This is a genomic window from Pseudomonas sp. CDFA 610, from assembly GCF_021147865.1.
GTDB lineage: Bacteria > Pseudomonadota > Gammaproteobacteria > Pseudomonadales > Pseudomonadaceae > Aquipseudomonas > Aquipseudomonas alliivorans.
On record NZ_JAGTPM010000016.1, the window covers coordinates 45,973 to 70,255 of the forward strand.

The 24,283-nt window shown below is 58.9% G+C and carries 21 protein-coding genes; 15 read left to right on the forward strand and 6 right to left on the reverse strand.

Annotated elements, in window-relative coordinates; all coding sequences use genetic code 11:
• Window positions 1–131: 131 nt before the first annotated feature.
• Genes KDX39_RS25375 through KDX39_RS25385 form a run of 3 tightly spaced genes read right to left on the reverse strand, consistent with a single transcriptional unit; the run spans window position 132 to window position 2,637 of the window.
• The gene (locus KDX39_RS25375) at window positions 132–899 is read right to left on the reverse strand and encodes a TerB family tellurite resistance protein (protein WP_231662272.1); all 768 of its coding nucleotides are present in this window, start codon (window positions 897–899) and stop codon (window positions 132–134) included.
• Window positions 896–1,570, reverse strand: a complete 675-nt coding sequence (gene murU / locus KDX39_RS25380) for an N-acetylmuramate alpha-1-phosphate uridylyltransferase MurU (protein ID WP_231662273.1) — start codon at window positions 1,568–1,570, stop codon at window positions 896–898. Before murU ends, KDX39_RS25375 begins: the two co-directional genes overlap by 4 nt.
• 41 nt (window positions 1,571–1,611) lie before the next feature.
• Window positions 1,612–2,637 carry an aminoglycoside phosphotransferase family protein gene (locus KDX39_RS25385; RefSeq protein ID WP_231662274.1) on the reverse strand — a complete coding sequence of 342 codons (1,026 nt, stop codon included), beginning with the start codon at window positions 2,635–2,637 and terminating at the stop codon, window positions 1,612–1,614.
• Between the two features lie 129 nt (window positions 2,638–2,766).
• Between KDX39_RS25385 and KDX39_RS25390 the strand changes: the two genes are divergently transcribed.
• From KDX39_RS25390 to KDX39_RS25440, 11 genes are all read left to right on the forward strand, one after another.
• On the forward strand, window positions 2,767–5,547 hold the full coding sequence (locus KDX39_RS25390) for an LPS-assembly protein LptD (protein ID WP_231662275.1): 2,781 nt from the start codon (window positions 2,767–2,769) through the stop codon (window positions 5,545–5,547).
• Window positions 5,528–6,850, forward strand: coding sequence for a peptidylprolyl isomerase (locus tag KDX39_RS25395; RefSeq protein ID WP_231662276.1), 1,323 nt, complete (start codon window positions 5,528–5,530; stop codon window positions 6,848–6,850). The genes KDX39_RS25390 and KDX39_RS25395 overlap by 20 nt, the downstream gene beginning before the upstream one ends.
• Window positions 6,847–7,836: a 4-hydroxythreonine-4-phosphate dehydrogenase PdxA gene (gene pdxA / locus KDX39_RS25400; RefSeq protein ID WP_231662277.1), complete on the forward strand. Its 990-nt coding sequence runs from the start codon at window positions 6,847–6,849 to the stop codon at window positions 7,834–7,836. The genes KDX39_RS25395 and pdxA overlap by 4 nt, the downstream gene beginning before the upstream one ends.
• Complete coding sequence (gene rsmA, locus KDX39_RS25405) at window positions 7,833–8,639, forward strand: 16S rRNA (adenine(1518)-N(6)/adenine(1519)-N(6))-dimethyltransferase RsmA (RefSeq protein ID WP_099228591.1); 807 nt, start codon at window positions 7,833–7,835, stop codon at window positions 8,637–8,639. The genes pdxA and rsmA overlap by 4 nt, the downstream gene beginning before the upstream one ends.
• A gap of 116 nt (window positions 8,640–8,755) precedes the next feature.
• Complete coding sequence (gene apaG, locus KDX39_RS25410; RefSeq protein WP_025993453.1) at window positions 8,756–9,136, forward strand: Co2+/Mg2+ efflux protein ApaG; 381 nt, start codon at window positions 8,756–8,758, stop codon at window positions 9,134–9,136.
• Window positions 9,136–10,038: a symmetrical bis(5'-nucleosyl)-tetraphosphatase gene (locus tag KDX39_RS25415; protein ID WP_231662278.1), complete on the forward strand. Its 903-nt coding sequence runs from the start codon at window positions 9,136–9,138 to the stop codon at window positions 10,036–10,038. The genes apaG and KDX39_RS25415 overlap by 1 nt, the downstream gene beginning before the upstream one ends.
• Entirely contained in the window at window positions 10,035–10,358 is a 324-nt protein-coding gene (glpE, locus tag KDX39_RS25420) for a thiosulfate sulfurtransferase GlpE (protein ID WP_231662279.1), read from the forward strand. Before KDX39_RS25415 ends, glpE begins: the two co-directional genes overlap by 4 nt.
• Before the next feature lie 283 nt (window positions 10,359–10,641).
• A complete protein-coding gene (locus KDX39_RS25425) occupies window positions 10,642–12,564 on the forward strand; it encodes a PrkA family serine protein kinase (protein WP_099228594.1) in 1,923 nt (640 codons plus the stop codon).
• 135 nt (window positions 12,565–12,699) lie between these two features.
• Window positions 12,700–13,971: a YeaH/YhbH family protein gene (locus KDX39_RS25430; protein WP_231662280.1), complete on the forward strand. Its 1,272-nt coding sequence runs from the start codon at window positions 12,700–12,702 to the stop codon at window positions 13,969–13,971.
• Window positions 13,968–15,530 (forward strand): SpoVR family protein, encoded by a 1,563-nt coding sequence (locus tag KDX39_RS25435; protein ID WP_099228596.1) that lies wholly within the window; start codon window positions 13,968–13,970, stop codon window positions 15,528–15,530. Before KDX39_RS25430 ends, KDX39_RS25435 begins: the two co-directional genes overlap by 4 nt.
• Window positions 15,531–15,627: 97 nt before the next feature.
• Entirely contained in the window at window positions 15,628–16,857 is a 1,230-nt protein-coding gene (locus tag KDX39_RS25440; RefSeq protein ID WP_231662281.1) for a multifunctional CCA addition/repair protein, read from the forward strand.
• 183 nt (window positions 16,858–17,040) lie between these two features.
• Here the strand turns inward: KDX39_RS25440 and folK are convergent, their stop codons facing one another.
• Together folK and folB are read right to left on the reverse strand one after the other, a co-directional pair.
• Complete coding sequence (gene folK / locus KDX39_RS25445; RefSeq protein WP_210071542.1) at window positions 17,041–17,565, reverse strand: 2-amino-4-hydroxy-6-hydroxymethyldihydropteridine diphosphokinase; 525 nt, start codon at window positions 17,563–17,565, stop codon at window positions 17,041–17,043.
• Entirely contained in the window at window positions 17,556–17,909 is a 354-nt protein-coding gene (gene folB / locus KDX39_RS25450) for a dihydroneopterin aldolase (RefSeq protein WP_099228599.1), read from the reverse strand. Before folB ends, folK begins: the two co-directional genes overlap by 10 nt.
• Before the next feature lie 74 nt (window positions 17,910–17,983).
• Here folB and plsY point away from each other — a divergent pair, with 74 nt between their 5' ends.
• The gene (gene plsY / locus KDX39_RS25455) at window positions 17,984–18,553 is read left to right on the forward strand and encodes a glycerol-3-phosphate 1-O-acyltransferase PlsY (RefSeq protein WP_184322198.1); all 570 of its coding nucleotides are present in this window, start codon (window positions 17,984–17,986) and stop codon (window positions 18,551–18,553) included.
• Window positions 18,554–18,561: 8 nt separating this feature from the next.
• On the opposite strand, the gene tsaD is transcribed toward plsY, so the two are convergent.
• Complete coding sequence (gene tsaD / locus KDX39_RS25460) at window positions 18,562–19,587, reverse strand: tRNA (adenosine(37)-N6)-threonylcarbamoyltransferase complex transferase subunit TsaD (protein ID WP_231662282.1); 1,026 nt, start codon at window positions 19,585–19,587, stop codon at window positions 18,562–18,564.
• A gap of 198 nt (window positions 19,588–19,785) precedes the next feature.
• Here tsaD and rpsU point away from each other — a divergent pair, with 198 nt between their 5' ends.
• The 3 genes from rpsU to rpoD all read left to right on the forward strand — a co-directional run bounded on the left by rpsU (window position 19,786) and on the right by rpoD (window position 24,280).
• Window positions 19,786–20,001 carry a 30S ribosomal protein S21 gene (gene rpsU, locus KDX39_RS25465; protein WP_002551877.1) on the forward strand — a complete coding sequence of 72 codons (216 nt, stop codon included), beginning with the start codon at window positions 19,786–19,788 and terminating at the stop codon, window positions 19,999–20,001.
• A 405-nt stretch (window positions 20,002–20,406) separates the two neighbouring features.
• On the forward strand, window positions 20,407–22,362 hold the full coding sequence (dnaG, locus tag KDX39_RS25470; protein ID WP_099228602.1) for a DNA primase: 1,956 nt from the start codon (window positions 20,407–20,409) through the stop codon (window positions 22,360–22,362).
• Between the two features lie 67 nt (window positions 22,363–22,429).
• Window positions 22,430–24,280, forward strand: a complete 1,851-nt coding sequence (gene rpoD / locus KDX39_RS25475) for an RNA polymerase sigma factor RpoD (RefSeq protein ID WP_210071541.1) — start codon at window positions 22,430–22,432, stop codon at window positions 24,278–24,280.
• Window positions 24,281–24,283 lie beyond the last annotated feature (3 nt).

The following is a 24,283-nucleotide window of genomic DNA, read 5'->3' on the forward strand; positions in this document are numbered from 1 at the left end:
CTGTAGCAATCACCAGACCGTGGGCGCGGCTTGCGGGCGATGCGTTTTTTCAGGCGTTGTGTCAGTGACTGACACGACGCCTTCGCCGGCAGGCCGCCTCCCACGAACAGTGCTATTCAGCACACCGCCCATCACTGAAACCCGCGACGCGCCTTGATGACTCGATAGGCGTTGTGCAGTTCGCTGGTTTTCTCGGTGGCCACACGAACCTGCAACGAGCTGGCGCCCGAGCCTGCAATCTTGTCCGGGTGATGACGGCTGAGCAGCCGCCGATAGGCACGCTTGATGGTCGCAGGATCCGTGTCGGCCTGCACGCCCAGTAACAGCATTGCCCCCTTGTAAGCGTCAGTACTGCCAATCGGCGGCCGCTTCATCGGATCATGTTCAGTTGCCAGTGCTTCGATCTGCGGTTCGGTCCAGCCCAGCCACATTCCCCACACACCAATCAGCTCACGCTCAGCACGTGACGCCTTGCCGTCGGCCCACGCCATTCGCCAACAGGCACGTAACAATCCTTCGGCCTTGTCCGGTTGATCGCGCAAACCCCGCAGATAACTGCGCAGCCCGTCGGAGCCGTCCTTGCCACGCTTGAAGGCATTGATTGCAAGAAGCTGACCCGCCTTGTCCATGCTCAGGCGTTGCATCTCGACCCGCGCCTGATGGATATGACTGGCAACCACACGCCCGTCACATTTGGCCAGGCGTCCCAGTAACACAAACAGCAGTTCATCGTCATGAACGGCCGGGCGACCACCCAGACGCTCACGCAGATGCGCCCAGCTGTACAACTTCAGTCGACGGTCCAGCGCCTGCCCCAGCAAGGCACCCAGCATCGCACCGGGTATGTCGGCAATCGCGTAACCGATGCCGGCACCGGCCAGCGTGCCCGGCCAGATCATTCAGTACGTCCCGCCAGCAACTGCTCCACTTCAGCCAGCCGTTCATGAGTACCGACATCCACCCAGCGCCCGCTGAAATGCTCGCCGCTCACCTGCCCTTCACGCATGGCGTCACGCAGCAACGGCGCCAACTTGAACGCGCCTGCCTCGCACCCGGCGAACAGTTGAGGATGCAGAATCGCGATGCCGCTGTAGGTGAGGCGCTGCCCGGTCGAGTCGTCATCGCGAACCTGACCGTCGACCAGAGAGAAATCCCCCGTCGGGTGATGCGCCGGATTATCGATCAGCACCAGATGCGCAAGCCCCGCCAGCGGCCGACGAAGCGAAACGAAATCGTAATCGGTCCAGATGTCGCCATTGACCACCACAAACGGCTCTTCACCCAGCAAAGGCAGGGCGCGAAAAATACCGCCACCTGTCTCAAGCGGCTCGCCTTCTGGGGAGTAACGGATGTTCAGGCCGAAGCGCTGGCCGTCGCCGAGCCAGTCTTCGATCTGCTGTCCCAGCCACGCATGGTTGATCACCAGATCATGAAACCCGGCCTCGCGCAGGGCATTGAGGTGATATTCAATCAAGGGCACACCGCCTGCACGCACCAGAGGTTTTGGCGTATGCAGGGTCAGCGGGCGCAAGCGCTCGCCTTTCCCGGCAGCGAGAATCATCGCTTTCATGCAGTCCTCTTCAACACAATCGGTACCTTTTTCAGAATGAGTCAGACGGATGTTTCGGCAGGTTGCTGAAGACTGGTGAGCAACTGGCCCAGTTGCGCCAGCTCCGGACGTCGCGAAAGAACGGCTTCTATATAGGCGAAAAAGCGTGGAACGTCGCCCAGATAACGAGGCTTGCCATCGCGGTGGCAGATGCGCGCGAAAATCCCGATGACTTTCAGGTGACGCTGTACACCCATCAGATCGCTGGCACGCTCGAACGCGGCGAAGTCTTCATGGACCGGAATGCCCAACGCCCGTGCCTTGTTCCAATAGGTGTGCAACCAATCACTGACACGCTCCTGCGGCCAGCTCAGGAACGCATCCTTGAACAGGCAAGTGATGTCGTAAGTGACCGGACCGTACACGGCATCCTGAAAATCCAGCACACCCGGATTGGGCTCACTGATCATCAGATTACGGGGCATGTAATCGCGGTGCACCAGAACCTTGGGCTGAATCAGCGCACTTTCGATCAACAGGTCACTGGCCTGCTGCCAGTCAGCCAGTTGAGCCTCGTCCATGTCGATACCCAGATGGCGCTTCACGTACCACTCGGGAAACAGCTCCAGTTCGCGACGCAACAAGGCCACGTCATAGCTGGGCAACGGCGCGTCCATCGGCAACTGCTGATAAGCCAGCAACGACTCGATGGCATCGGCAAATAACGCATCTGCGTTATCGGCATCGATGACGTCCAGATACGTCTGGCGACCCAGGTCATTGAGCAGCAAAAAGCCCTGCGCGAGATCTTCCGCATAAATTTTCGGAACATTTATGTCGGACTTTTCCAGTAAATGCGCGATATCCACAAACGGTTTGCAGTTTTCCTGAGGTGGCGGCGCGTCCATCACAATAAAAGTTCGCCCTTCGCCCTCCCAACGAAAATAACGACGGAAACTGGCATCGCTACTGGCCGCAGTCAACGTGGCCGGGGGTACGGCGCCCCAATTCTGCGCAGCGAACAGCGCTGGCAACTGCTCATCGAGCCAAACTTTGAGGGATTGCAGGCGTATATCTTGATCTGGCATTACAAGGGTCTCCGACGGCGCTAGCCGTCAAGCGGGTCATGCTTTATTATCCGGAATCTTTTTCAGCCCATCGAGAGGCGTGCGGCCCCCCCGCGGGCAGATGGCGCGCAGGAAGCCCGGACTAATAAGATGGCATTGAAATCCCCCGCGTTTCGTAAAAAATTTCCGTTGCTCGTAACCGGCAGTCTGCTGGCGATGCAACCTCTGGCCACTCAATTCGTGGTTGCCGCGGAACAGTATGACTGCTCAGTCTCTGCTTCGGGTGCCTGGAATTGTGCGCCTAAATCCGGCACCGCTGCCGTTGACCTGCCTCCGCGCCCCGTGCACAGCACGACGTCGGTCAGTTCCAACGGTACTGTGACCTCGGAAAGTACTTCCGCCGGCGAACCGGTTGCGACCACGCAACTGGTGACCGAAGCCAAGGGCAAAGGCCTGAGGTCGCGTAGTGCTGACTACAGTCACCTCGATTGGGTTCCTCGTGAAAAACTCACCGCAGCACAACTGGCCGAAACCGGTCCGTATTGCTCGGGCGCTTACGTAGAACCGATTCGCCCGGGCATGGACGACAAGACGCCGATGAGCGAAGCGCCGATGTTTGTCGGTGCCAAGGCCTCGCGTTACGAGCAGGAAGCACAGGTTGCGACCCTTGCTGGTGACGTCGTCCTGCGTCAGGGCAGCATGCAGGTACAGGCTCAGGAAGCCGCCCTGCATCAGGCCGAGAACCGTGGCGAGCTGAACGGTGACGTGCGTCTGCGTGACAATGGCGCGCTGATCGTCGGCGACAAGGCCGAACTGCAACTCGATACCGGTGAAGCCCGTGTCGACAACGCCGAATACGTCCTGCACAAGTCGAACATTCGCGGTAATGCTCTGTACGCCAAGCGTGCCGAGAACGCGATCATTCGTCTCAAGGACGGCACGTACACCACGTGCGAGCCGAACAGCAACGCCTGGACGCTCAAAGGCAACAACATCACGCTGAACCCGGCCACCGGTTTCGGCACCGCGACCAACGTGACGCTGCGGGTCAAGGACATACCGGTACTCTACACGCCGTATATCTACTTCCCGATCGACGACCGTCGCCAGTCAGGCTTCCTGCCGCCGAGCTTCTCTACCAGTACCGACACCGGCTTCATGCTGGTCACGCCGTACTACTTCAACCTGGCACCTAACTACGACGCCACGTTGTACCCGCGTTACATGGCCAAGCGCGGTCTCTTGATGGAAGGCGAGTTCCGCTACCTGACCAAGAGCAGCGAAGGCCAGTTCGGCGGCGCGTACCTGAACGACGAAAATGATGATCGCAAGCTGCAGTCGGATTACGACAAAACGCGCTGGATGATCAACTGGCAGCACAAGGGCGGGCTGGATTCGCGCTTGATGACAAAGGTCGACTACACCGATATCAGCGACCCTTATTATTTCCAGGATCTGGAAACCGATCAGATTGGTGTGGAAAGAACCGACTTCCTCAACCAGCAAGGCTCCTTGATCTATCGTGGCCCAAGCTACACTGCAACGCTCAATGCTCAGGCTTACAAGCTGGCAACCGTTTCCAAAATTACGCCTTACAACCGTCTGCCTCAGATTTCCCTGAACGGTGTACTGCCATACAGCCCTGGCGGCCTCAAGTTCGAGTATCAGACAGAAGCCGTTCGTTTCGACCGGGATCTGCGTGACGGCACCTTCATCAATGAAGACGGTATTGCCGAGCGACGCCTGGACTCAAACATTTCCGGTATCGCGCGAGCCAACGGCGACCGACTGAATCTGGCTCCGGCAGTCAGCCTGCCGATGAACTGGAACTACGGCTTCCTGACGCCGAAGCTCAAGTATGTCTATACGCAGTACGCGCTGGATCTGGACAGCCAGGGCAAAAACTCGCTGTTGACGGACGAGGAGTACAGCAGCAGCCAAAGCCGCAGCGTACCAATCTTCAGCGTCGACAGCGGCCTGTACTTTGATCGTGATACCCAATGGTTCGGCAAGAATTATCGCCAGACCCTTGAGCCTCGACTGTTCTACCTCTATGTACCGGAGAAGGATCAGACCGACATTCCAGTATTCGACTCTGGCGAAAGCACGTTCAACTATGCATCGCTGTTTCGTGACAACCGGTTCTCCGGCTCCGACCGCATCGGTGACGAGAACAAGTTGTCTCTGGGCGTGACCAATCGCTGGATCGAAGAAAACGGCTTCGAACGTCAGCGCTTCAGCATCGGCCAAGCGGTGTATTTCGCAGATCGCAAGGTTCAACTGCCGGGAGTGGTCTTTGAAGACCGCGACGACGCGCAGGCCAAAGTATCTCCTTACGCTCTGGAATATGAATACCGCTTCAACCGCGACTGGCGCTTCAACTCCGACTTCAACTGGGATCCGGACAGCAAGAGCACCCGTTCGGGCAGTGCGTTTTTCCACTACCAGCCTGAAGACACCCCGAACAAGGTCGTCAACCTCGGCTACCGCTATCGCAATGACCAGATTCGTTACGACGAAAGCACTGGCCGCTGGATCGTGGGCGGTGGCGACTACGGTCGTCCGGGTGATCCGAACTACGTGAAGGATTACTACAAGATCCAGCAGCACGACTTCTCGGTCATTTGGCCGATTGTGCCGCAATGGAGTGTTATCAGCCGCTGGCAGTTTGACTACAACCGTAATCGTACACTCGAGGCGTTCGGCGGCTTCGAATACGATAACTGCTGCTGGAAAATGCGCCTGATCAACCGCTATTGGATTGACTACGACGAATCCAGCCAGGCCGAGCCTCAGAACGAAAAAGGCGACCGCGGCATATTCCTACAAATCGTGTTGAAGGGACTCGGCGGCGTGACCGGCGCCAAGGTAGAGAGCTTCCTCGACAAAGGCATCCAAGGTTATCGTGAACGTGAAGACCAAGCTTTCTGATTGTCTGCGCCCGCTGATGCTGGGCGCGTTACTCCTGAGCGGTGCTGTGCATGCAGCGGTTCAACCTCTGGACAGTGTCGTGGCCATCGTCGACAACGACGTGATCATGAAAAGCCAGATGGACCAGCGTGTTCGTGAAGTTCAGCAAACCATTGCCAAACGCGGGTCGGGCGTACCGCCTGCCGAAGCACTGCAGCAGCAGGTTCTGGATCGTCTGATCCTGGAAAACCTGCAGCTGCAGATCGGCGAGCGTTCCGGCATTCGTGTCACTGACGAAGAACTGAACCAGGCCATCGGCACCATCGCTCAGCGCAACAACATGAGCGTTGACCAGTTCCGTGCAGCATTGGCCCATGACGGTCTGTCTTACAACGATGCACGCGAGCAGGTTCGTCGCGAGATGATCATCAGCCGTGTGCGTCAGCGTCGTGTCGCCGAGCGTATCCAGGTCTCCGAGCAGGAAGTGAAGAACTTCCTGGCTTCCGACTTGGGCAAAGCTCAGTTGTCCGAAGAGTTTCACCTGGCCAACATCCTGATCGCCACGCCTGACAGTGCATCATCCGATGCCATTCAGGCTGCTGCGCGCAGGGCCAAGGACGTTTACGACCAGTTGAAGAAAGGTGCCGACTTCGCTCAGATGGCGATTGCCAAATCGTCGAGCGAAAGCGCGCTGGAAGGCGGCGACATGGGCTGGCGCAAGGCGGCCCAATTGCCACCCCCATTCGGCGACATGCTCAGCTCGATGCCGATTGGTGACGTGACGCCTCCGGCGCGCACACCCGGTGGTTTCATCATCCTCAAACTGCTGGAAAAGCGCGGTGGACAAGGCCAGGCACAGATGCGCGATGAAGTGCATGTGCGCCACATCCTGATCAAACCAAGCGAAATCCGCAGCGAAGAAGAAACCAAGCGTCTGGCTGCCAAGATCTATGACCGCATCGAAAACGGCGAAGACTTCGGCGAACTGGCGAAAAGCTTCTCCGAAGATCCCGGCTCGGCACTCAACGGCGGCGACCTGAACTGGGTCGATCCCAATTCGCTGGTTCCGGAGTTCCGCGAAGTGATGACCGAGACGCCTCAGGGTGTGGTCTCCAAACCGTTCAAGACCGCTTACGGCTGGCACGTTCTGGAAGTCCTGGGCCGTCGCGCCACGGATGCCACCAGCCAGGCTCGTGATCAGCAAGCGTTGAACGTGCTGCGTAACCGCAAGTACGACGAAGAGCTGCAAACCTGGTTGCGTCAGATCCGTGACGAAGCCTACGTTGAAATCAAGCTTCCTGGCGCAGCCCAGGCTGCTCGGTGAAACCCAAGCGCTTCGCTCTGACACCCGGCGAGCCGGCCGGCATAGGCCCTGACCTTTGCCTGCTGCTCGCCACGCAGCCTCAGCCACACCCCCTGATCGCCATTACCAGCCGCGACCTGCTCAATGAGCGGGCCGCGCAACTGGGCGTGGCCGTCAACCTGCTCGACGTTACGTCAGACGCCCTCCCCGATTTGCCAGCACCTGCAGGCAGCCTGTATGTCTGGGACACGCCACTGGCAGCGCCGGTGGTCACAGGTGAACTGAACACGGCAAACGCCGGGTTCGTGCTGCAAACCCTGACACGCGCCGGGCAAGGCTGCCTCGACGGCCTGTTCAGCGGCATGGTCACCGCCCCGGTGCACAAGGGCGTGATCAACGAAGGTGGTTTCGCCTTTTCCGGACACACCGAATTCCTCGCAGAACTGACCCACACCGAACAGGTAGTGATGATGTTGGCCACTGGCGACTTGCGTGTCGCACTGGTCACCACCCACCTGCCGTTGCGCGACGTGGCCGACGCAATCACCTCGGACCGGCTGGAACGCGTCACGCGCATCCTGCATGCCGATCTGGTGAACAAATTCGGCATTCCTCACCCGCGCATTCTGGTGTGTGGCCTGAACCCGCATGCTGGCGAAAGCGGGCATCTGGGACGCGAGGAAATCGACATCATCGAACCGACTCTGGAGCGTCTGCGCAGCGACGGCCTGGACCTGCGTGGTCCGCTGCCTGCCGACACTCTGTTTACCCCCAAATATCTGGAGCACTGCGATGCGGTGCTGGCGATGTACCACGATCAAGGCCTGCCCGTACTCAAGTACAAAGGCTTCGGCGCAGCCGTCAATGTGACACTGGGCCTGCCGATCATCCGTACGTCCGTCGACCACGGCACCGCGCTGGACCTGGCGGGCAGTGGCAAGATCGACACCGGCAGCCTGCACGTCGCACTGCAAACCGCCTACCAGATGGCCGAGACCCATTCATGACCGAGCTATACCAACACCGGGCGCGCAAGCGTTTCGGGCAGAACTTCCTGCACGACGCAGGCGTCATCGACAAGATCCTGCGTGCGATTCGTGCCAAACCCGAAGACCGTCTGCTGGAAATCGGTCCGGGCCAGGGCGCACTGACGGAAGGCCTGCTCAACAGCGGAGCCCGTCTGGACGTCGTGGAACTGGACAAGGACCTGATCCCGATCCTCAACAGCCAGTTCGCCGGCAAGCCGAACTTCAATCTGCATCAGGGTGATGCGCTGAAGTTCGACTTCAACAGCCTGGGTGCCGAGCCGCGCAGCCTGAGAGTCGTCGGCAACCTGCCTTACAACATTTCGACGCCGCTGATTTTCCACCTCTTGCAAAACGCCGGTCTGATCCGCGACATGCATTTCATGCTGCAGAAGGAAGTGGTCGAGCGTCTTGCCGCAGGCCCTGGCGGCGGCGACTGGGGTCGCCTGTCGATCATGGTTCAGTATCACTGCCGCGTGGAACACCTGTTCAACGTCGGCCCCGGCGCGTTCAACCCGCCGCCCAAAGTGGACTCGGCCATCGTGCGCCTGGTGCCTCACGAAACCCTGCCCCACCCGGCCAAGGATCATCGTCTGCTGGAGCGCGTCGTACGCGAAGCCTTCAACCAGCGCCGCAAGACCCTGCGCAACACCCTGAAACTGCTGTTGAGCAGCGACGACATCACCGCTGCCGGCGTAGACGGCAGTCTGCGTCCGGAGCAACTGGACCTGGCCGCTTTCGTTCGTCTGGCCGACAAGCTGGGCGAGAAAGCCGTCGCGGAGTAAGTATGGGTAACAGGTAAACGGCGGGCGGCCATTGGTCATTTTCCGTTTACTTGTCCTAGACTGATGCTGCTGTTGAGTGCTCCGTTTTTTTCGTTATGGATTTCAAGGCCTACTGAATGTCCGATTCCCGTTATCAGGTCGACGTCAGCGTCGTCACGCGCTTCCTCGCAGAACAGTCCCAACCCGAGCAGAATCGCTTCGCGTTCGCCTACACCATCACGGTCCAGAACAATGGCCAGCTACCCGCCAAGCTGCTGTCCCGGCATTGGGTCATCACCGATGGCGACGGTCACGTCGAAGAAGTCCGTGGCGAAGGCGTGGTGGGTCAGCAACCGCTGATCAAGGCCGGGCAGAGCCATACGTACAGCAGCGGTACCGTGATGACGACCAAGGTCGGCAACATGCAGGGCTCGTATCAGATGCTGGCCGAAGACGGCAAACGCTTCGACGCCGTCATCGCCCCGTTCCGCCTTGCCGTACCCGGTGCCCTTCACTGATGGCGGTATATGCCGTCGGTGACCTGCAAGGTTGCCTTGATCCGCTGAAGTGCCTGCTTGACGATGTGCGGTTCGACCCTGAGAACGATCAACTCTGGCTGGTGGGCGATCTGGTCAACCGCGGCCCACAGTCGCTGGAGACACTTCGGTTCCTGTACAGCATCCGGCAATCGGTGGTCTGCGTACTGGGCAATCATGACCTGCACCTGCTGGCCGCCGCACGCAGCATCGAGCGCCTGAAAAAAGGCGACACACTGCGCGAAATCCTTGAAGCACCGGATTGTGACGAACTGCTGGGCTGGGTACGCCAACAGAAACTGATGCATTACGACGAGTCGCGTAACGTGGCCATGGTCCACGCCGGGATCGCACCGCAGTGGTCGCTGAAGAAAGCGCTCAAGCATGCGGCCGAAGTCGAGCAGGCTCTGCAGGACGACAATCTGTACGAACCGTTTCTGGATGGCATGTACGGCAACGAGCCAGCCAAGTGGGACAATGACCTGAACGGTGTCACACGGCTGCGAGTCATCACCAACTACTTCACGCGCATGCGTTTCTGCACCAGCGATGGCAAGCTCGACCTCAAGGGCAAGGAGGGCGTCGAGACCGCGAAACCTGGCTACGCGCCCTGGTTCAGCCACAAGAACCGCAAGACCCGCTCGGTAAAAATCATCTTTGGCCATTGGGCGGCACTTGAAGGTCGCTGTGACGAGCCGGACGTCTTTGCCCTCGACAGCGGCTGTGTGTGGGGCGGCGCCATGACACTGCTGAACGTCGACACCCTTGAACGTCATCAATGCAATTGCGATGCTGTCGGCCATGTTGCGACACCGACCATTACCCGAATACCGGCGCACGCCAGCCGTCATCAGCCGCCACAGGCTCAGGAGCCCACGCAATGACCGATTTCAAACGCATCCCCCCCGAACAGGCTCAGGCACTGCGCGAGCAAGGCGCGGTCGTGGTCGATGTTCGTGACGCCCAGACCTTCGAGAGCAGCCACATTCCCCAATCGCTGCACCTGGACAATCACTCGATCGCCGACTTCATCGCCAAGGCCGATCTGGACAAACCCCTTGTGGTGATCTGCTATCACGGTAATTCCAGCCAGAGCGCCGCAGCCTACCTCGTGGGTCAGGGATTCTCGGACGTGTACAGCGTGGACGGCGGCTTCGAGCTCTGGCGCTCGACTTTTCCAGCGGAAACCGTGCAAGGCAACTGAAAAAAATTTTTATGACAGTCGATCCCGCGTTCTACGCGGGCTCGCGCCCTAACTGACGAACGGTCAGCCCGTCTTCTCGCTCATCCCTTCTTTATCTTTCCGAATCCGAACTATCCTTAGCCTAGGCCATCCGAAATCAGGGGAGAGCCGGTACACCGGCGCGTGGGTCATCGGTAGTTACTTTTATGGTGTTCTGGGGGGTAAACGGCATCTGGATACTCAGCTGCTGCCAGCATCGACTGACGATCCGCCGCCGGCTCAACGTATCGAGCGAGGTGACGTCATGAGTATTTTTAGCCACTTCCAACAACGCTTTGAAACCACACGTCAGGAAGAGCTCTCGCTGCAGGAGTATCTTGAGCTCTGCAAACAGGATCGCAGCGCATACGCCTCGGCGGCAGAACGTCTGCTGCTGGCCATAGGCGAACCTGAGCTGGTGGATACCTCCGCCAACTCGCGGCTGTCGCGGATTTTCTCCAACAAGGTGATACGTCGCTATCCGGCGTTTGCAGACTTCCATGGGATGGAAGAATGCATCGACCAGATCGTTTCGTATTTCCGCCATGCCGCCCAAGGCCTGGAAGAAAAGAAGCAGATTCTCTATCTGCTCGGCCCGGTTGGCGGCGGTAAATCGTCTCTGGCTGAAAAACTCAAACAACTGATCGAAAAAGTCCCCTTCTATGCCATCAAGGGCTCGCCGGTGTTCGAGTCGCCATTGGGCCTGTTCAATGCCAATGAAGACGGTGCCATTCTCGAAGAAGACTTCGGCATCCCGCGGCGCTACCTGAGCACCATCATGTCGCCTTGGGCGACCAAGCGTCTGGCTGAGTTCGGGGGCGACATCAGTCAGTTCAAGGTCGTGAAACTCTATCCGTCGATTCTCAACCAGATTGCTGTAGCCAAGACCGAACCGGGTGACGAGAACAACCAGGACATCTCGGCGCTGGTCGGCAAGGTCGATATCCGCAAGCTGGAAGAATTTCCGCAGAACGATGCCGACGCCTACAGCTACTCGGGCGCACTCTGCCGGGCCAACCAGGGCCTGATGGAATTCGTCGAGATGTTCAAGGCGCCGATCAAGGTCCTGCACCCGCTGCTGACCGCCACTCAGGAAGGCAACTACAACAGCACCGAAGGGCTGGGCGCGATTCCGTTCACCGGCATTCTGCTGGCGCACTCCAACGAATCGGAATGGCACAGCTTTCGTAACAACAAGAATAACGAAGCGTTCATCGACCGTATTTACATCGTGAAGGTGCCTTACTGCCTGCGGGTCAGCGACGAGATCAAGATCTACGACAAGCTGCTGTTCAACAGCTCACTGTCCAAGGCCCATTGCGCACCGGACACGCTGAAGATGCTGGCGCAGTTCACCACCCTGTCGCGCCTCAAAGAGCCGGACAACTCCAACATCTACTCCAAGATGCGCGTGTACGACGGCGAGAACCTCAAGGACACCGACCCGAAAGCCAAGTCGATCCAGGAGTACCGCGACAGCGCGGGCGTCGACGAAGGCATGAACGGTCTGTCGACCCGATTCGCGTTCAAGATCCTGTCCAAGGTGTTCAACTTCGACCCGCATGAAATCGCGGCCAACCCCGTGCACCTGCTTTACGTGCTGGAACAGCAGATCGAACAGGAGCAATTCCCCGCCGAGACCCGCGAGCGTTATCTGCGCTTCATCAAGGAATACCTGGCACCGCGCTACATCGAGTTCATCGGCAAGGAGATTCAGACCGCTTACCTGGAATCCTACAGCGAGTACGGGCAGAACATTTTCGACCGTTACGTGCTGTACGCAGACTTCTGGATTCAGGATCAGGAATACCGCGATCCGGAAACCGGCGAGATTCTCAACCGTGTGGCACTGAACGAGGAACTGGAAAAGATCGAGAAACCGGCCGGCATCAGCAACCCGAAGGATTTCCGCAACGAGATCGTCAACTTCGTGCTGCGCGCCCGTGCCAACAACAACGGCAAGAACCCGACCTGGCTCAGCTACGAGAAGCTGCGCGTCGTGATCGAGAAGAAAATGTTCTCCAACACCGAGGACCTCCTGCCGGTCATCAGCTTCAACGCCAAGGCCAGCAAGGAAGACCAGCAGAAGCACAACGACTTTGTCACTCGAATGGTTGAACGGGGCTACACCGATAAACAGGTACGTCTACTCTCCGAATGGTATCTGCGCGTACGCAAGTCGCAGTAATGGCAGCGGCAAGCGGCAGGCTGTAAGCCTCAGGCGGGCGTAGGCTCGTCTGAGGTGCTGTTTTGTGCCAGCGCTTGCTTTTAAGCTTCAGGCCCACGGCTTGAAGCTTGTAACTTGAAGCTGCCCGGAGGGCCTATGAGCTATGTGATTGACCGACGTCTCAACGGCAAGAACAAAAGCACGGTAAACCGGCAACGGTTTCTGCGGCGTTACCGTGACCATATCAAGAAGGCGGTGGAGGAAGCCGTCAGCCGCCGCTCCATTACCGACATGGAGCATGGCGAGCAGATCAGCATCCCCGGCCGAGACATCGACGAACCTGTGTTGCACCACGGACGTGGTGGCAAACAGACCGTCGTTCACCCTGGCAACAAGGAATTCACCACCGGCGAGCACATTGCACGGCCGCAGGGCGGTGGTGGCGGCAAAGGGCCTGGCAAGGCGAGCAATTCCGGCGAAGGCATGGATGAGTTCGTGTTCCAGATCACCCAGGAAGAGTTTCTCGAATTCATGTTCGAGGACCTGGAGTTGCCCAATCTGGTCAAACGCAACCTGACCGGCACGGACACCTTCAAGACAGTACGCGCGGGGATCAGCAACGAAGGCAATCCCTCACGCATCAATATCATCCGCACGCTGCGTTCCGCCCATGCGCGACGCATCGCACTGTCGGGCAGCAGCCGGGCAAAACTCAAGGAAGCGACCAGCGAACTTGAGCGCATGAAGCGCGAAGAACCCGACAACTTCGGAGACATTCAGGCGCTTGAGGTGGAAATCGAACGTCTCAAGTCGCGCATTCGTCGCGTGCCATATCTGGACACCTTCGACCTCAAATACAACCTGCTGGTCAAACAGCCCAATCCCAGCTCCAAGGCCGTGATGTTCTGTCTGATGGACGTTTCCGGCTCCATGACCCAGGCGACCAAGGACATCGCCAAGCGCTTCTTCATCCTGCTGTATCTGTTCCTGAAGCGTAACTACGACAAGATCGAAGTTGTGTTTATTCGCCACCACACCAGTGCCCGCGAAGTGGACGAGGAAGAGTTTTTCTATTCACGGGAAACCGGCGGCACCATCGTGTCCAGCGCCCTGAAACTGATGCAGGAGATCATGGCCGCGCGTTATCCGAGCAGTGAATGGAATATCTACGCGGCCCAGGCTTCCGACGGCGACAACTGGAACGACGACTCGCCGATCTGTCGCGACATCCTGACCAGGCAGATCATGCCGTTCGTGCAGTACTACACCTACGTGGAGATCACACCGCGCGAACATCAGGCACTTTGGTATGAATACGAACGCATCGGCGAAGAATACGCTGACACGTTCGCCCAGCAGCAGCTTGTCTCTGCCGGTGATATCTATCCGGTATTCCGCGAACTCTTCCAGCGAAGGTTAGTGTCATGACCGCCAGAGAGCAGAAACGCCAACCCATTTCCACGGGGTCAGAGTGGACGTTCGAACTGATCCAGACCTACGATCGCGAAATCAGCCGTATCGCTGATCGTTACGCACTGGACACCTATCCCAACCAGATCGAAGTGATCACCGCCGAGCAGATGATGGACGCCTATGCCTCGGTCGGCATGCCGCTGGGCTACCACCACTGGTCCTACGGCAAACACTTCCTGAGTACCGAGAAATCCTATACGCGCGGTCAAATGGGGCTGGCGTACGAAATCGTGATCAACTCGGATCCGTGCATCGCTTACCTGATGGAAGAAAACACCATCTGCATGCAGGCCCTGGTGGTCGCTCATGCCTGTTATGGGCACAACAGCTTCTTCAAGGGCAACTACCTGTTTCGTACCTGGACCGATGCCAGTTCGATCATCGATTACCTTGTGTTTGCCAAGCAGTACATCATGCAGTGCGAGGAGCGCCATGGCATCGACGCGGTGGAAGACCTGCTCGACTCCTGCCATGCGCTGATGAATTACGGCGTGGACCGCTACAAGCGTCCGTATCCGATTTCTGCCGAAGAAGAGCGGCGTCGGCAGAAGGATCGCGAAGAACACCTGCAACGCCAGATCAACGACCTGTGGCGCACCATTCCGAAAAGTGCGAAGGAAGGTGGCAAGGAAGACAATGCGCGCTTCCCTGCAGAACCGCAGGAAAACATTCTCTACTTCATCGAGAAGCACGCGCCGCTGCTGGAGCCTTGGCAGCGTGAAGTGGTGCGCATCGTGCGCAAGATCGCGCAGTACTTCTATCCTCAGCGCCAGACCCAGGTGATGAACGAAGGCTGGGCCACGTTCTGGCACTACACGCTGATGAACGACCTCTATGACGAAGGCCTGGTCACCGACGGCTTCATGCTGGAGTTCCTGCAATCGCACACCAGCGTTATCTACCAGCCAGGCTTCGACAGCCCTTATTACAGTGGCATCAACCCCTACACACTGGGCTTTGCCATGTATCAGGACATCCGCCGGATGTGCGAACACCCGACAGACGAAGACCGTCAGTGGTTTCCGGAGATTGCCGGCACCGACTGGCTGACCGCGATCAAATTCGCCATGAGCAGCTTCAAGGACGAGAGCTTCATCCTTCAGTACCTGTCGCCCAAGGTCATACGCGACCTCAAGCTGTTCAGCATCATGGACGACGACCTGAAAGATGATCTGCTGGTCCCCGCCATCCATGACGAGAACGGCTACCGCACCATTCGCGAAATACTGGCCGCACAGTACAACCTGGGCAACCGCGAGCCCAACATCCAGATCTACAGCATCGACCGGCGTGGGGATCGCTCCCTGACCCTGCGTCATCAACAACACAACCGCAAACCACTGGGCGACTCCACCGACGAAGTGCTCAAGCACCTGCATCGGCTCTGGGGTTTCGATATCCATCTGGAAACCCTGCAGGGCGATCAGATCGTGAAAACCCACCATGTACCACCGAGAGGCGAGCACGCCGACAGTGAATATCCCCGGCTCGATTTGGCGGTTGTACACCTCTAGACCTTGAAGACGTGAAGCCTTAAACGGGTCATCGTTCGGTTTTAGCCTCCGCAAGCACGACGCAAGGTTTATCCTGTCGCGCTTACGGAGGTTTTTTATGCAGATTTATAAAGTTGGTGGCGCCGTACGCGACCGCCTGCTGGGTCAACCCGTCACCGACATCGACTGGGTGGTCGTCGGTGCTTCGGCCGAAGAAATGCTGGTCAAGGGCTATCGCCCGGTCGGCACAGACTTCCCGGTTTTTCTCCACCCGCTGACGGGCGAGGAATATGCGCTGGCACGTACCGAGCGTAAAAGCGGTGTGGGCTATGGCGGCTTCGTCTTTCATGCCAGCCCCGACGTTACGCTTGAACAGGACCTGATCCGTCGCGACCTGACCATCAATGCGATGGCCGAAGACAAGGACGGCAATCTGACCGATCCCTTTCATGGCCAACAGGATCTTGAAGCGCGCATTCTGCGTCACGTTTCCCCCGCGTTCGCCGAAGATCCCCTACGCGTACTGCGCGTCGCCCGTTTCGCCGCTCGTTATGCACCCCATGGCTTCACCATCGCTCCAGAGACGCTGGACCTGATGCGTCAGCTCAGCGAATCCGGCGAGCTCAAGGCGCTCACGCCCGAACGAAGCTGGAAGGAAATCTCTCGTGCGCTGATGGAAAAACAGCCGCAGGTATTCATTCGCGTGCTGCATGAGTGCGGTGCGCTCAGTGAGCTGCTACCCGAGGTCGAAGCCCTGTTCGGCGTGCCCCAGCCAGCCGCGCATCACCCGGAAATCGACACCGGCGTGCATGTGCTCAGCGTGCTGGAGCAGGCCGCCATTCATGAGCATCCGTTGAGCGTGCGCTGGGCCTGCCTGCTGCATGATCTGGGCAAAGGGCTGACGCCGGAATCGGAATGGCCGAGGCACATCGCCCATGAGCACACCGGTTTGCGCCTGATCAAAGCCGTCAATGAACGTTTTCGGGTGCCGAGAGAATGTCAGGAATTGGCCTTGCTGGTCGGCCAGTACCATACCCACGGACACCGGGCGCTGGAACTCAAGCCCTCGACCGTGCTGGAACTGCTGCACAGCTTCGACGTGTACCGCAGGCCGCAGCGCTTCGAGGAGTTCATCGCCGCGTGCGAAATGGATGCGCGGGGCCGTCATGGTTTCGAGCAGCGCAGTTATCCACAGGCAGAGTACCTGCGCGGCGCGGCAGAGGCGGCACGGGCAGTGTCGGTACAGCCGCTGCTTGAAAAGGGCCTGAAGGGCCAGGATCTGGGCAACGCCCTGAAAAACGCCCGGCTGGATGCGTTGAAGGTGTACAAGGCGGAGTATGGCGGATAAATGATGCGATCCTTCCCGACGCCGCACGCAGGCGAAGCGAAAGTGCCTGACTGGATACGTAACCGCGGGAGGCGGCTTGCCGGCGATGGCGTCCGTTCAGTCACTGACGTGTCGCGCAAGAAAGAGCATCGCCGGCGAGCCGCCCTCCACCCTTCGCTGGCCGTGGGCACGATCATTATGAAATCAGCCCTTGAGCAACTCCGCAGGCGTCAAAGCCTGGCCTTTCCATTCGAACGCCACAGGCCACAGTTGCTGGTCGATCTGCGCATCGGCCCACAACGCACTGAACGGCTCGCCGACACCTGGATGCAGACGATCCGGGGCGATCAGCGACAACGGCCACAAGACGAAGGCGTTCTTGAGGATCTCGGCACGGGGCAGGATCAGCCCGTCGAAGTTGCCGACCTGCTCTCCATAGAGCAGCACGTCGATGTCCAGCGGCAGTCCCTTGCGATCCGGGGCGTAGCGGCCATTGTCAGCCTCGATGAATTTCAGACGGCGGTCCAGCTCCATCAACGGCAGGTCGGTCAGAGCCGATACCACCAGATTGAAAAACGGGCCGCTCTTGATGCCCACCGCATGGCTCTCGAACACGGGCGAACAGCTCAACTCGCTGAGAAAACTGTCCAGCGCATCGAGCCCGGCATGCAGGTGCCTTTCGCGCTCGATGTTGCTGCCGAGCCCGAGAAAAATCCGCGTCAGCGACATCCGCGCTCGATCTCCACGCCCACACCGGCAGCGGCAGCGACCGCACCGGGCTTGGTCAGCCTCAGGTGCAACCAGGGAATAGTGAACTCTGCCATCAGCACCTCGGCCAGGCGCTCGGCGAACGTCTCGACCAATTGGAACTGCGCCTGCTCGGCAAAGGCCTGGATACGGGTCGAAACACTGGCGTAGTCGAGTGCCTTGCTCAGGTCATCGCCCGCGGCGGCGGGTCGGTTGTCCCAGGCAAAACTCAGGTCAAGACGCAGGCACTGACGAATGCCGCGCTCCCAGTCGTACGCGCCGATCACGGTATCGACCTCAAGACCCTTAATGAAAACTCTGTCCAAGCACTACTCTCCACTGCACGACAAGGGCGCGATGCGCCGTTAGAATCAGGGCATCCTCGCCCGGAATGGTTAGCATGTTTTGGTTACTGGCGACCTTCGCCTACCTGCTCGGCTCACTGTCCTTCGCCATCCTGCTCAGCCGCCTCAGCGGTGGTCCCGACCCGCGTGACAGCGGCTCAGGCAACGCGGGCGCGACCAACATGCTGCGTCTGGCCGGCAAAAAAATGGCCATCCTCACGCTGATCGGCGATCTGTGCAAAGGTCTGGTTCCGGTGCTGATCGCCAGCACCCTGGGCCTTGATCCTTCACAACAGGGCTGGATCGGCGTATGCGCCGTATTGGGCCATCTGTTCCCACTGTACTTCCGCTTTCGCGGTGGCAAGGGTGTCGCCACGGCTGCCGGCGTGCTGCTCGGTCTTTATCTTCCTGCGGCCATACTGGCCATCGCCGCCTGGGTGCTGACGTTCCGTCTGACCCGCACCAGTTCGCTGGCTGCCCTGATCGCCACGCCCCTCACACTGCCATTGCTGGCCTGGCAGGAGCCCCGTGCATTACTGCCCATGAGCGTCCTGACCCTGCTGATCGTCTGGCGACATCGCGGCAATCTACGCGACCTGCTCGCCGGGCGCGAACGGCATTTCTGACCGGCGCTTCACAGCCCCGACAGTTGCTCCATCGGCCAGCGCGCCTGCACGCTGATGCTCAAATCTTCTTTCTGGCCCGCCTGCAAACGCTGGCAGCCCGCATAGGCGATCATCGCGCCGTTATCGGTGCAGAACTCGGGACGTGCGTAAAACACTTGCCCTCGCAGATCGCCCAGCATGCTCTCCAGCGATAGACGAAGCGCCTTGTTGGCACTCACCCCGCCCGCGATGACCAGGCTCTTGAGCCCGGTCTGCTTCAGCGCACGCTTGCACTTGATGGTCAAAGTCTCCACTACCGCCTGCTGGAAGGCCAGAGCGATGTCGCAACGGGTTTGCTCACTGTCGTCCCCGGCACTCTGGCACTGCTGCCAGGTGTTGAGTGCTGAGGTTTTCAGACCGCTGAAGCTGAACATCAGGCCCGGACGATCCGTCATGGGCCGCGGAAAGACGAAGCGCCCCCCCACACCCTGAGTCGCCAGCCTGGAGATTTCCGGACCGCCAGGGTATTGCAGCCCCATCATCTTGGCCGTCTTGTCGAACGCTTCGCCTGCCGCGTCATCCAGCGTCTCACCCAGTAACTCGTACTGGCCGATGCCATCGACCCGAACCAGTTGCGTATGGCCGCCGGACACCAACAAAGCGACGAACGGAAACTCGGGTGGATTTTCTTCCAGCATCGGCGCCAGCAAATGGCCTTCCATGTGATGCACACCCAGCGCCGGAATGTCCCAGGCGAACGCCAGGGCCTGAGCGCAGGACGCACCGACCAGCAAGGCACCCACAAGGCCCGGCCCGGCGGTGTAGGCAATGGCGTCGATATCGGTCGCGACGCAGTCGGCCTCGGCCAGGGTCTGGCGAATCAGGGGCAGCATGCGCTTGACGTGATCACGCGAAGCCAGCTCCGGCACCACACCACCGTAGGCGCGGTGCAGGTCGATCTGACTGAATAATGCGTCGGCCAGCAAACCGCGCTCACTGTCGTAAAGCGCGACGCCGGTTTCATCGCAGGACGTTTCCAATCCCAGTACTAGCATGGGTTTGCGCCTTGTAGGGGGTAGATTCGAAGGCGCGCATAATAGTCGCCGACCGAGGTGCCGACCAGCGGTTTTCGATCAGAGGCTTTGCATTCCTCTCAATGAGGGGTTAACATCCGCAACCCTTAAAAACCGACGTACTTTTGTGCAGTGTTTGCACGAAGCGTTGACCCCGGTAATGAATGAAGGTAGCTCTGGATGCCAGCCGTCAAAGTTAAAGAGAACGAACCCTTCGACGTAGCTCTGCGTCGTTTCAAGCGCTCCTGCGAAAAAGCCGGTGTTCTGGCTGAAGTTCGTAGCCGCGAATTTTACGAGAAGCCGACTTCCGAGCGTAAGCGTAAGGCAGCTGCTGCTGTCAAACGTCACGCCAAGAAAGTTCAGCGCGAGCAGCGCCGCGCCGTTCGTCTGTACTAATACAGACTTACGTCGAAAGCTTCTGCCTTGCCCGGCCTTACAGTCGGGCTGTCGGCAGTTGCAGTGACAGCATCACGCTAGATTGACCGAACAGTCCAGGTAGCACATGCGACCCAGGATTCAGTCAAGCACGTCCCGCCTGCTTACAGGCAACATTGGTCATGCCCACTCGGGCAGCACGTCGATCAATGGACAAGACGAGTATGCCTTGATGACTTCGCAAGAAGCTCAGCCAAGGCAGCGTCTCGTGCACATGAAAATCCCTTTTCAGGCCCAAGCACCGACCTTCGGATGCCAAGACGTGCCCGCTTGTTGCAGTGCCTTTCAAAAAGGCGGCTGACAGGCCGACGGAACGCTCGTAGAGTCACCACGATAATTTCGCGACACGCTTGATATGAGAATGCCATGGCCGGGCTGATTCCCCAGAGCTTCATCGACGACCTTCTGAACCGTACCGACATCGTCGACGTGGTCAGCTCACGCGTGCAGCTCAAGAAAACCGGGAAGAATTACAGCGCCTGCTGCCCGTTCCACAAAGAGAAAACACCCTCTTTCAGTGTCAGCCCGGACAAACAGTTCTATTACTGCTTCGGCTGCGGCGCAGGCGGTAACGCCCTTGGCTTCATCATGGACCACGACAACCTGGACTTTCCCCAGGCCGTCGAGGACCTTGCCAAAGCCGCCGGCATGGAAGTGCCCCGCGAGCAGGGCGTCAAAGGCCAGAAACCCCGTCAGCCCACCGACTCACCGCTCTACCCGCTGCTGACCGCCGCCGCAGAGTTTTACCGTCAGGCCCTGAAGAACCATCCAACGCGCAGAGCCGCAGTGGACTACCTCAAGGGTCGCGGCCTGTCAGGCGAGATCGCAAGGGACTTCGGACTGGGCTTTGCGCCACCGGGCTGGGACAACCTCTACAAACACCTGAGCAGCGATTCGTTGCAGCAAAAGGTGATGATCGACGCCGGCCTGCTGATCGAAAACGCAGAAACCGGCAAACGCTACGACCGCTTCCGCGATCGGGTCATGTTTCCGATTCGCGACTCACGCGGCCGGGTTATCGCCTTTGGCGGGCGAGTACTGGGCGATGACAAACCCAAATACCTGAACTCGCCGGAAACGCCGGTCTTCCATAAAGGCCAGGAGCTTTACGGCCTGTTTGAGGCGCGCAAGTACAACCGCAACCTCGATGAAATCATCGTCGTCGAAGGTTACATGGACGTCATCGCGCTGGCCCAGCAAGGCCTGCGCAACGCCGTGGCCACGTTGGGCACGGCTACCAGCGAAGAACATTTGAAGCGCCTGTTCAGGGTCGTGCCCAACGTGCTGTTCTGCTTCGACGGCGACCAGGCAGGCCGTAACGCAGCCTGGCGAGCGCTTGAAGCGACACTGTCGAGCCTGCAGGACGGAAGACGGGCACGCTTTCTGTTTCTTCCCGAAGGCGAGGACCCGGACACCCTGGTGCGCTCGGAAGGTACCGACGCATTCAGGGCGCGCATCAACCAGCATGCGCAGCCGCTGGCCGATTACTTTTTCGAGCAACTGACCAAGGAAGCCGACCCGCGCTCGCTCGAGGGCAAGGCCCATATGGCCACCCTCGCCGCTCCGCTGATCGACAAGGTGCCCGGCGCGAACCTCAAGACCCTGATGCGTCAGCGCCTGACCGAAATCACCGGCCTGACTGGCGAGGCCGTCAGCCAGCTGGTGCAGAGCGCGCCATCGGAAGCGCCGCCCAGCTACGACCCGTATGTCGATTATGACGCCATGCCTGATTTCGCCGACTATCAGCCGCAAGGCGGTTATGAGGCGCAGCAGGAATGGACGCCGAAGAAAACCGGCGGTCCGAATCAGAAAAAATGGGAAAAGAAGCCTTGGGACAAGAAAGGCAAGCGCGGGGACTTCGAACCGCGCGCGCCACGCGTGCCGACTGCGGTTGAACCGCCGATGCAGGCTGCACTCAGAACCTTGTTGCATCACCCCGAACTGGCCGAGAAAGTCGAAAATGCCAGCCATTTCGCGGCAGAAGACCAGTCTCAGGCCCAATTATTGGTTTCTCTTATTGAAGCCCGGCAAAAGAATCCCAATCTTCGGTCGTTACAGTTGATAGCGCGGTGGCATGGAACCGAACAGGGCCGTTTGCTGCGCGCACTGGCCGAAAAGGAATGGTTGATCGAGGCCGACAACCTTGAACAACAGTTTTTCGACACTATAACTAGCTTATCCGCTCGCCAACGCGAGCGTAGCCTGGAACATCTGATCAGCAAGGCACGTCAAACCGAACTGAGTGCAGAAGAGAAAATTCAGCTTCGGGACCTGCTAAATCGCAATGTTCCTGCACAAACCCCGACCTCAACTGGCGCGTGAGGTCATAGCTCGGGTATAATCCTCGGCTTGTTTTTTGCCCGCCAAGACCTTCAGTGGATAGGGTGTTATGTCCGGAAAAGCGCAACAGCAGTCTCGTATCAAAGAGTTGATCACCCTGGGTCGTGAGCAGAAGTATCTGACTTACGCAGAGGTCAACGACCACTTGCCCGAGGATATTTCAGATCCCGAGCAGGTGGAAGACATCATCCGCATGATCAACGACATGGGGATCCCGGTACACGAGAGTGCTCCGGATGCGGACGCCTTGATGCTGGCCGACGCCGATACCGATGAGGCAGCCGCAGAAGAAGCGGCCGCAGCATTGGCAGCGGTTGAAACCGACATCGGTCGTACCACCGATCCCGTTCGCATGTACATGCGTGAAATGGGTACCGTTGAACTCCTGACCCGTGAAGGCGAAATCGAAATCGCCAAACGTATCGAAGAAGGCATCCGTGAAGTGATGGGCGCAATCGCGCACTTCCCTGGCACGGTTGACCATATTCTTTCCGAATACACACGTGTCACGAGTGAAGGCGGTCGCCTGTCCGACGTTCTCAGCGGTTACATCGATCCTGATGACGGCATCGCGCCGCCTGCCGAAGTGCCTCCGCCTGTCGACCCCAAAGCCGTCAAGGCCGAAGGCACCGATGACGATGAGGAAGAATCGGCAGACGCTTCCGATGAAGAAGACGAAGTCGAAAGCGGTCCGGATCCGGTCATCGCTGCACAGCGCTTCGGCGCTGTCTCCGATCAGATGGAAATCACCCGCAAGGCCCTGAAGAAATTCGGTCGCGAAGACAAGCACGCCATTGCCGAAATGGTTGCCCTCGCCGAACTGTTCATGCCGATCAAGCTGGTGCCAAAACAGTTTGAAGGTCTGGTAGAGCGTGTACGCGGTGCGCTTGACCGCCTGCGTGCCCAGGAACGCGCCATCATGCAGCTGTGCGTACGTGATGCACGTATGCCGCGCGCCGACTTCCTTCGCCAGTTCCCTGGCAACGAAGTGGACGAGAGCTGGACCGATGCGCTGGCCAAGGGCAAGAGCAAGTACGCCGAAGCCATCGGTCGCCTGCAGCCTGACATCCAGCGTTGCCAGCAGAAGCTGTCCGCGCTCGAAGAAGAAACCGGCCTGAAGATTGCCGAGATCAAGGACATCAACCGTCGCATGTCGATCGGTGAGGCCAAGGCCCGCCGCGCGAAGAAAGAGATGGTTGAAGCGAACCTGCGTCTGGTGATCTCCATTGCCAAGAAGTACACCAACCGCGGCCTGCAATTCCTCGATCTGATTCAGGAAGGCAACATCGGCCTGATGAAGGCGGTGGACAAGTTCGAATACCGTCGTGGTTACAAGTTCTCGACGTATGCCACCTGGTGGATCCGTCAGGCGATCACTCGCTCGATTGCCGACCAGGCACGCACCATTCGTATTCCGGTGCACATGATCGAGACGATCAACAAGCTCAACCGTATTTCCCGCCAGATGCTGCAGGAAATGGGTCGCGAACCGACCCCGGAAGAGCTGGGCGAACGCATGGAAATGCCTGAGGACAAGATCCGCAAGGTGCTGAAGATCGCCAAAGAGCCGATCTCCATGGAAACCCCGATCGGTGACGACGAAGATTCGCATTTGGGTGACTTCATCGAAGACTCGACCATGCAGTCGCCAATCGATGTCGCCACCGTCGAAAGCCTGAAAGAAGCGACACGCGAAGTGCTGTCGGGCCTCACGGCTCGTGAAGCCAAGGTTCTGCGCATGCGTTTCGGCATCGACATGAACACCGACCACACGCTGGAAGAGGTCGGCAAACAGTTCGACGTGACCCGCGAGCGGATCCGTCAGATCGAAGCCAAGGCACTGCGTAAACTGCGTCACCCGACCCGTAGCGAACACCTGCGTTCGTTCCTCGACGAGTAATAC

Excerpts from the sequence above, each read along its gene's own strand:
- KDX39_RS25375 (WP_231662272.1), bottom strand. The coding sequence starts at position 899 with ATGATCTGGCCGGGCACGCTGGCCGGTGCCGGCATCGGTTACGCGATT.
- murU (WP_231662273.1), bottom strand. The coding sequence starts at position 1,570 with ATGAAAGCGATGATTCTCGCTGCCGGGAAAGGCGAGCGCTTGCGCCCG.
- KDX39_RS25385 (WP_231662274.1), bottom strand. The coding sequence starts at position 2,637 with ATGCCAGATCAAGATATACGCCTGCAATCCCTCAAAGTTTGGCTCGAT.
- KDX39_RS25390 (WP_231662275.1), top strand. The coding sequence starts at position 2,767 with ATGGCATTGAAATCCCCCGCGTTTCGTAAAAAATTTCCGTTGCTCGTA.
- rsmA (WP_099228591.1), top strand. The coding sequence starts at position 7,833 with ATGACCGAGCTATACCAACACCGGGCGCGCAAGCGTTTCGGGCAGAAC.
- apaG (WP_025993453.1), top strand. The coding sequence starts at position 8,756 with ATGTCCGATTCCCGTTATCAGGTCGACGTCAGCGTCGTCACGCGCTTC.
- KDX39_RS25415 (WP_231662278.1), top strand. The coding sequence starts at position 9,136 with ATGGCGGTATATGCCGTCGGTGACCTGCAAGGTTGCCTTGATCCGCTG.
- glpE (WP_231662279.1), top strand. The coding sequence starts at position 10,035 with ATGACCGATTTCAAACGCATCCCCCCCGAACAGGCTCAGGCACTGCGC.
- KDX39_RS25425 (WP_099228594.1), top strand. The coding sequence starts at position 10,642 with ATGAGTATTTTTAGCCACTTCCAACAACGCTTTGAAACCACACGTCAG.
- KDX39_RS25430 (WP_231662280.1), top strand. The coding sequence starts at position 12,700 with ATGAGCTATGTGATTGACCGACGTCTCAACGGCAAGAACAAAAGCACG.
- KDX39_RS25435 (WP_099228596.1), top strand. The coding sequence starts at position 13,968 with ATGACCGCCAGAGAGCAGAAACGCCAACCCATTTCCACGGGGTCAGAG.
- KDX39_RS25440 (WP_231662281.1), top strand. The coding sequence starts at position 15,628 with ATGCAGATTTATAAAGTTGGTGGCGCCGTACGCGACCGCCTGCTGGGT.
- folK (WP_210071542.1), bottom strand. The coding sequence starts at position 17,565 with ATGTCGCTGACGCGGATTTTTCTCGGGCTCGGCAGCAACATCGAGCGC.
- plsY (WP_184322198.1), top strand. The coding sequence starts at position 17,984 with ATGTTTTGGTTACTGGCGACCTTCGCCTACCTGCTCGGCTCACTGTCC.
- tsaD (WP_231662282.1), bottom strand. The coding sequence starts at position 19,587 with ATGCTAGTACTGGGATTGGAAACGTCCTGCGATGAAACCGGCGTCGCG.
- rpsU (WP_002551877.1), top strand. The coding sequence starts at position 19,786 with ATGCCAGCCGTCAAAGTTAAAGAGAACGAACCCTTCGACGTAGCTCTG.
- dnaG (WP_099228602.1), top strand. The coding sequence starts at position 20,407 with ATGGCCGGGCTGATTCCCCAGAGCTTCATCGACGACCTTCTGAACCGT.
- rpoD (WP_210071541.1), top strand. The coding sequence starts at position 22,430 with ATGTCCGGAAAAGCGCAACAGCAGTCTCGTATCAAAGAGTTGATCACC.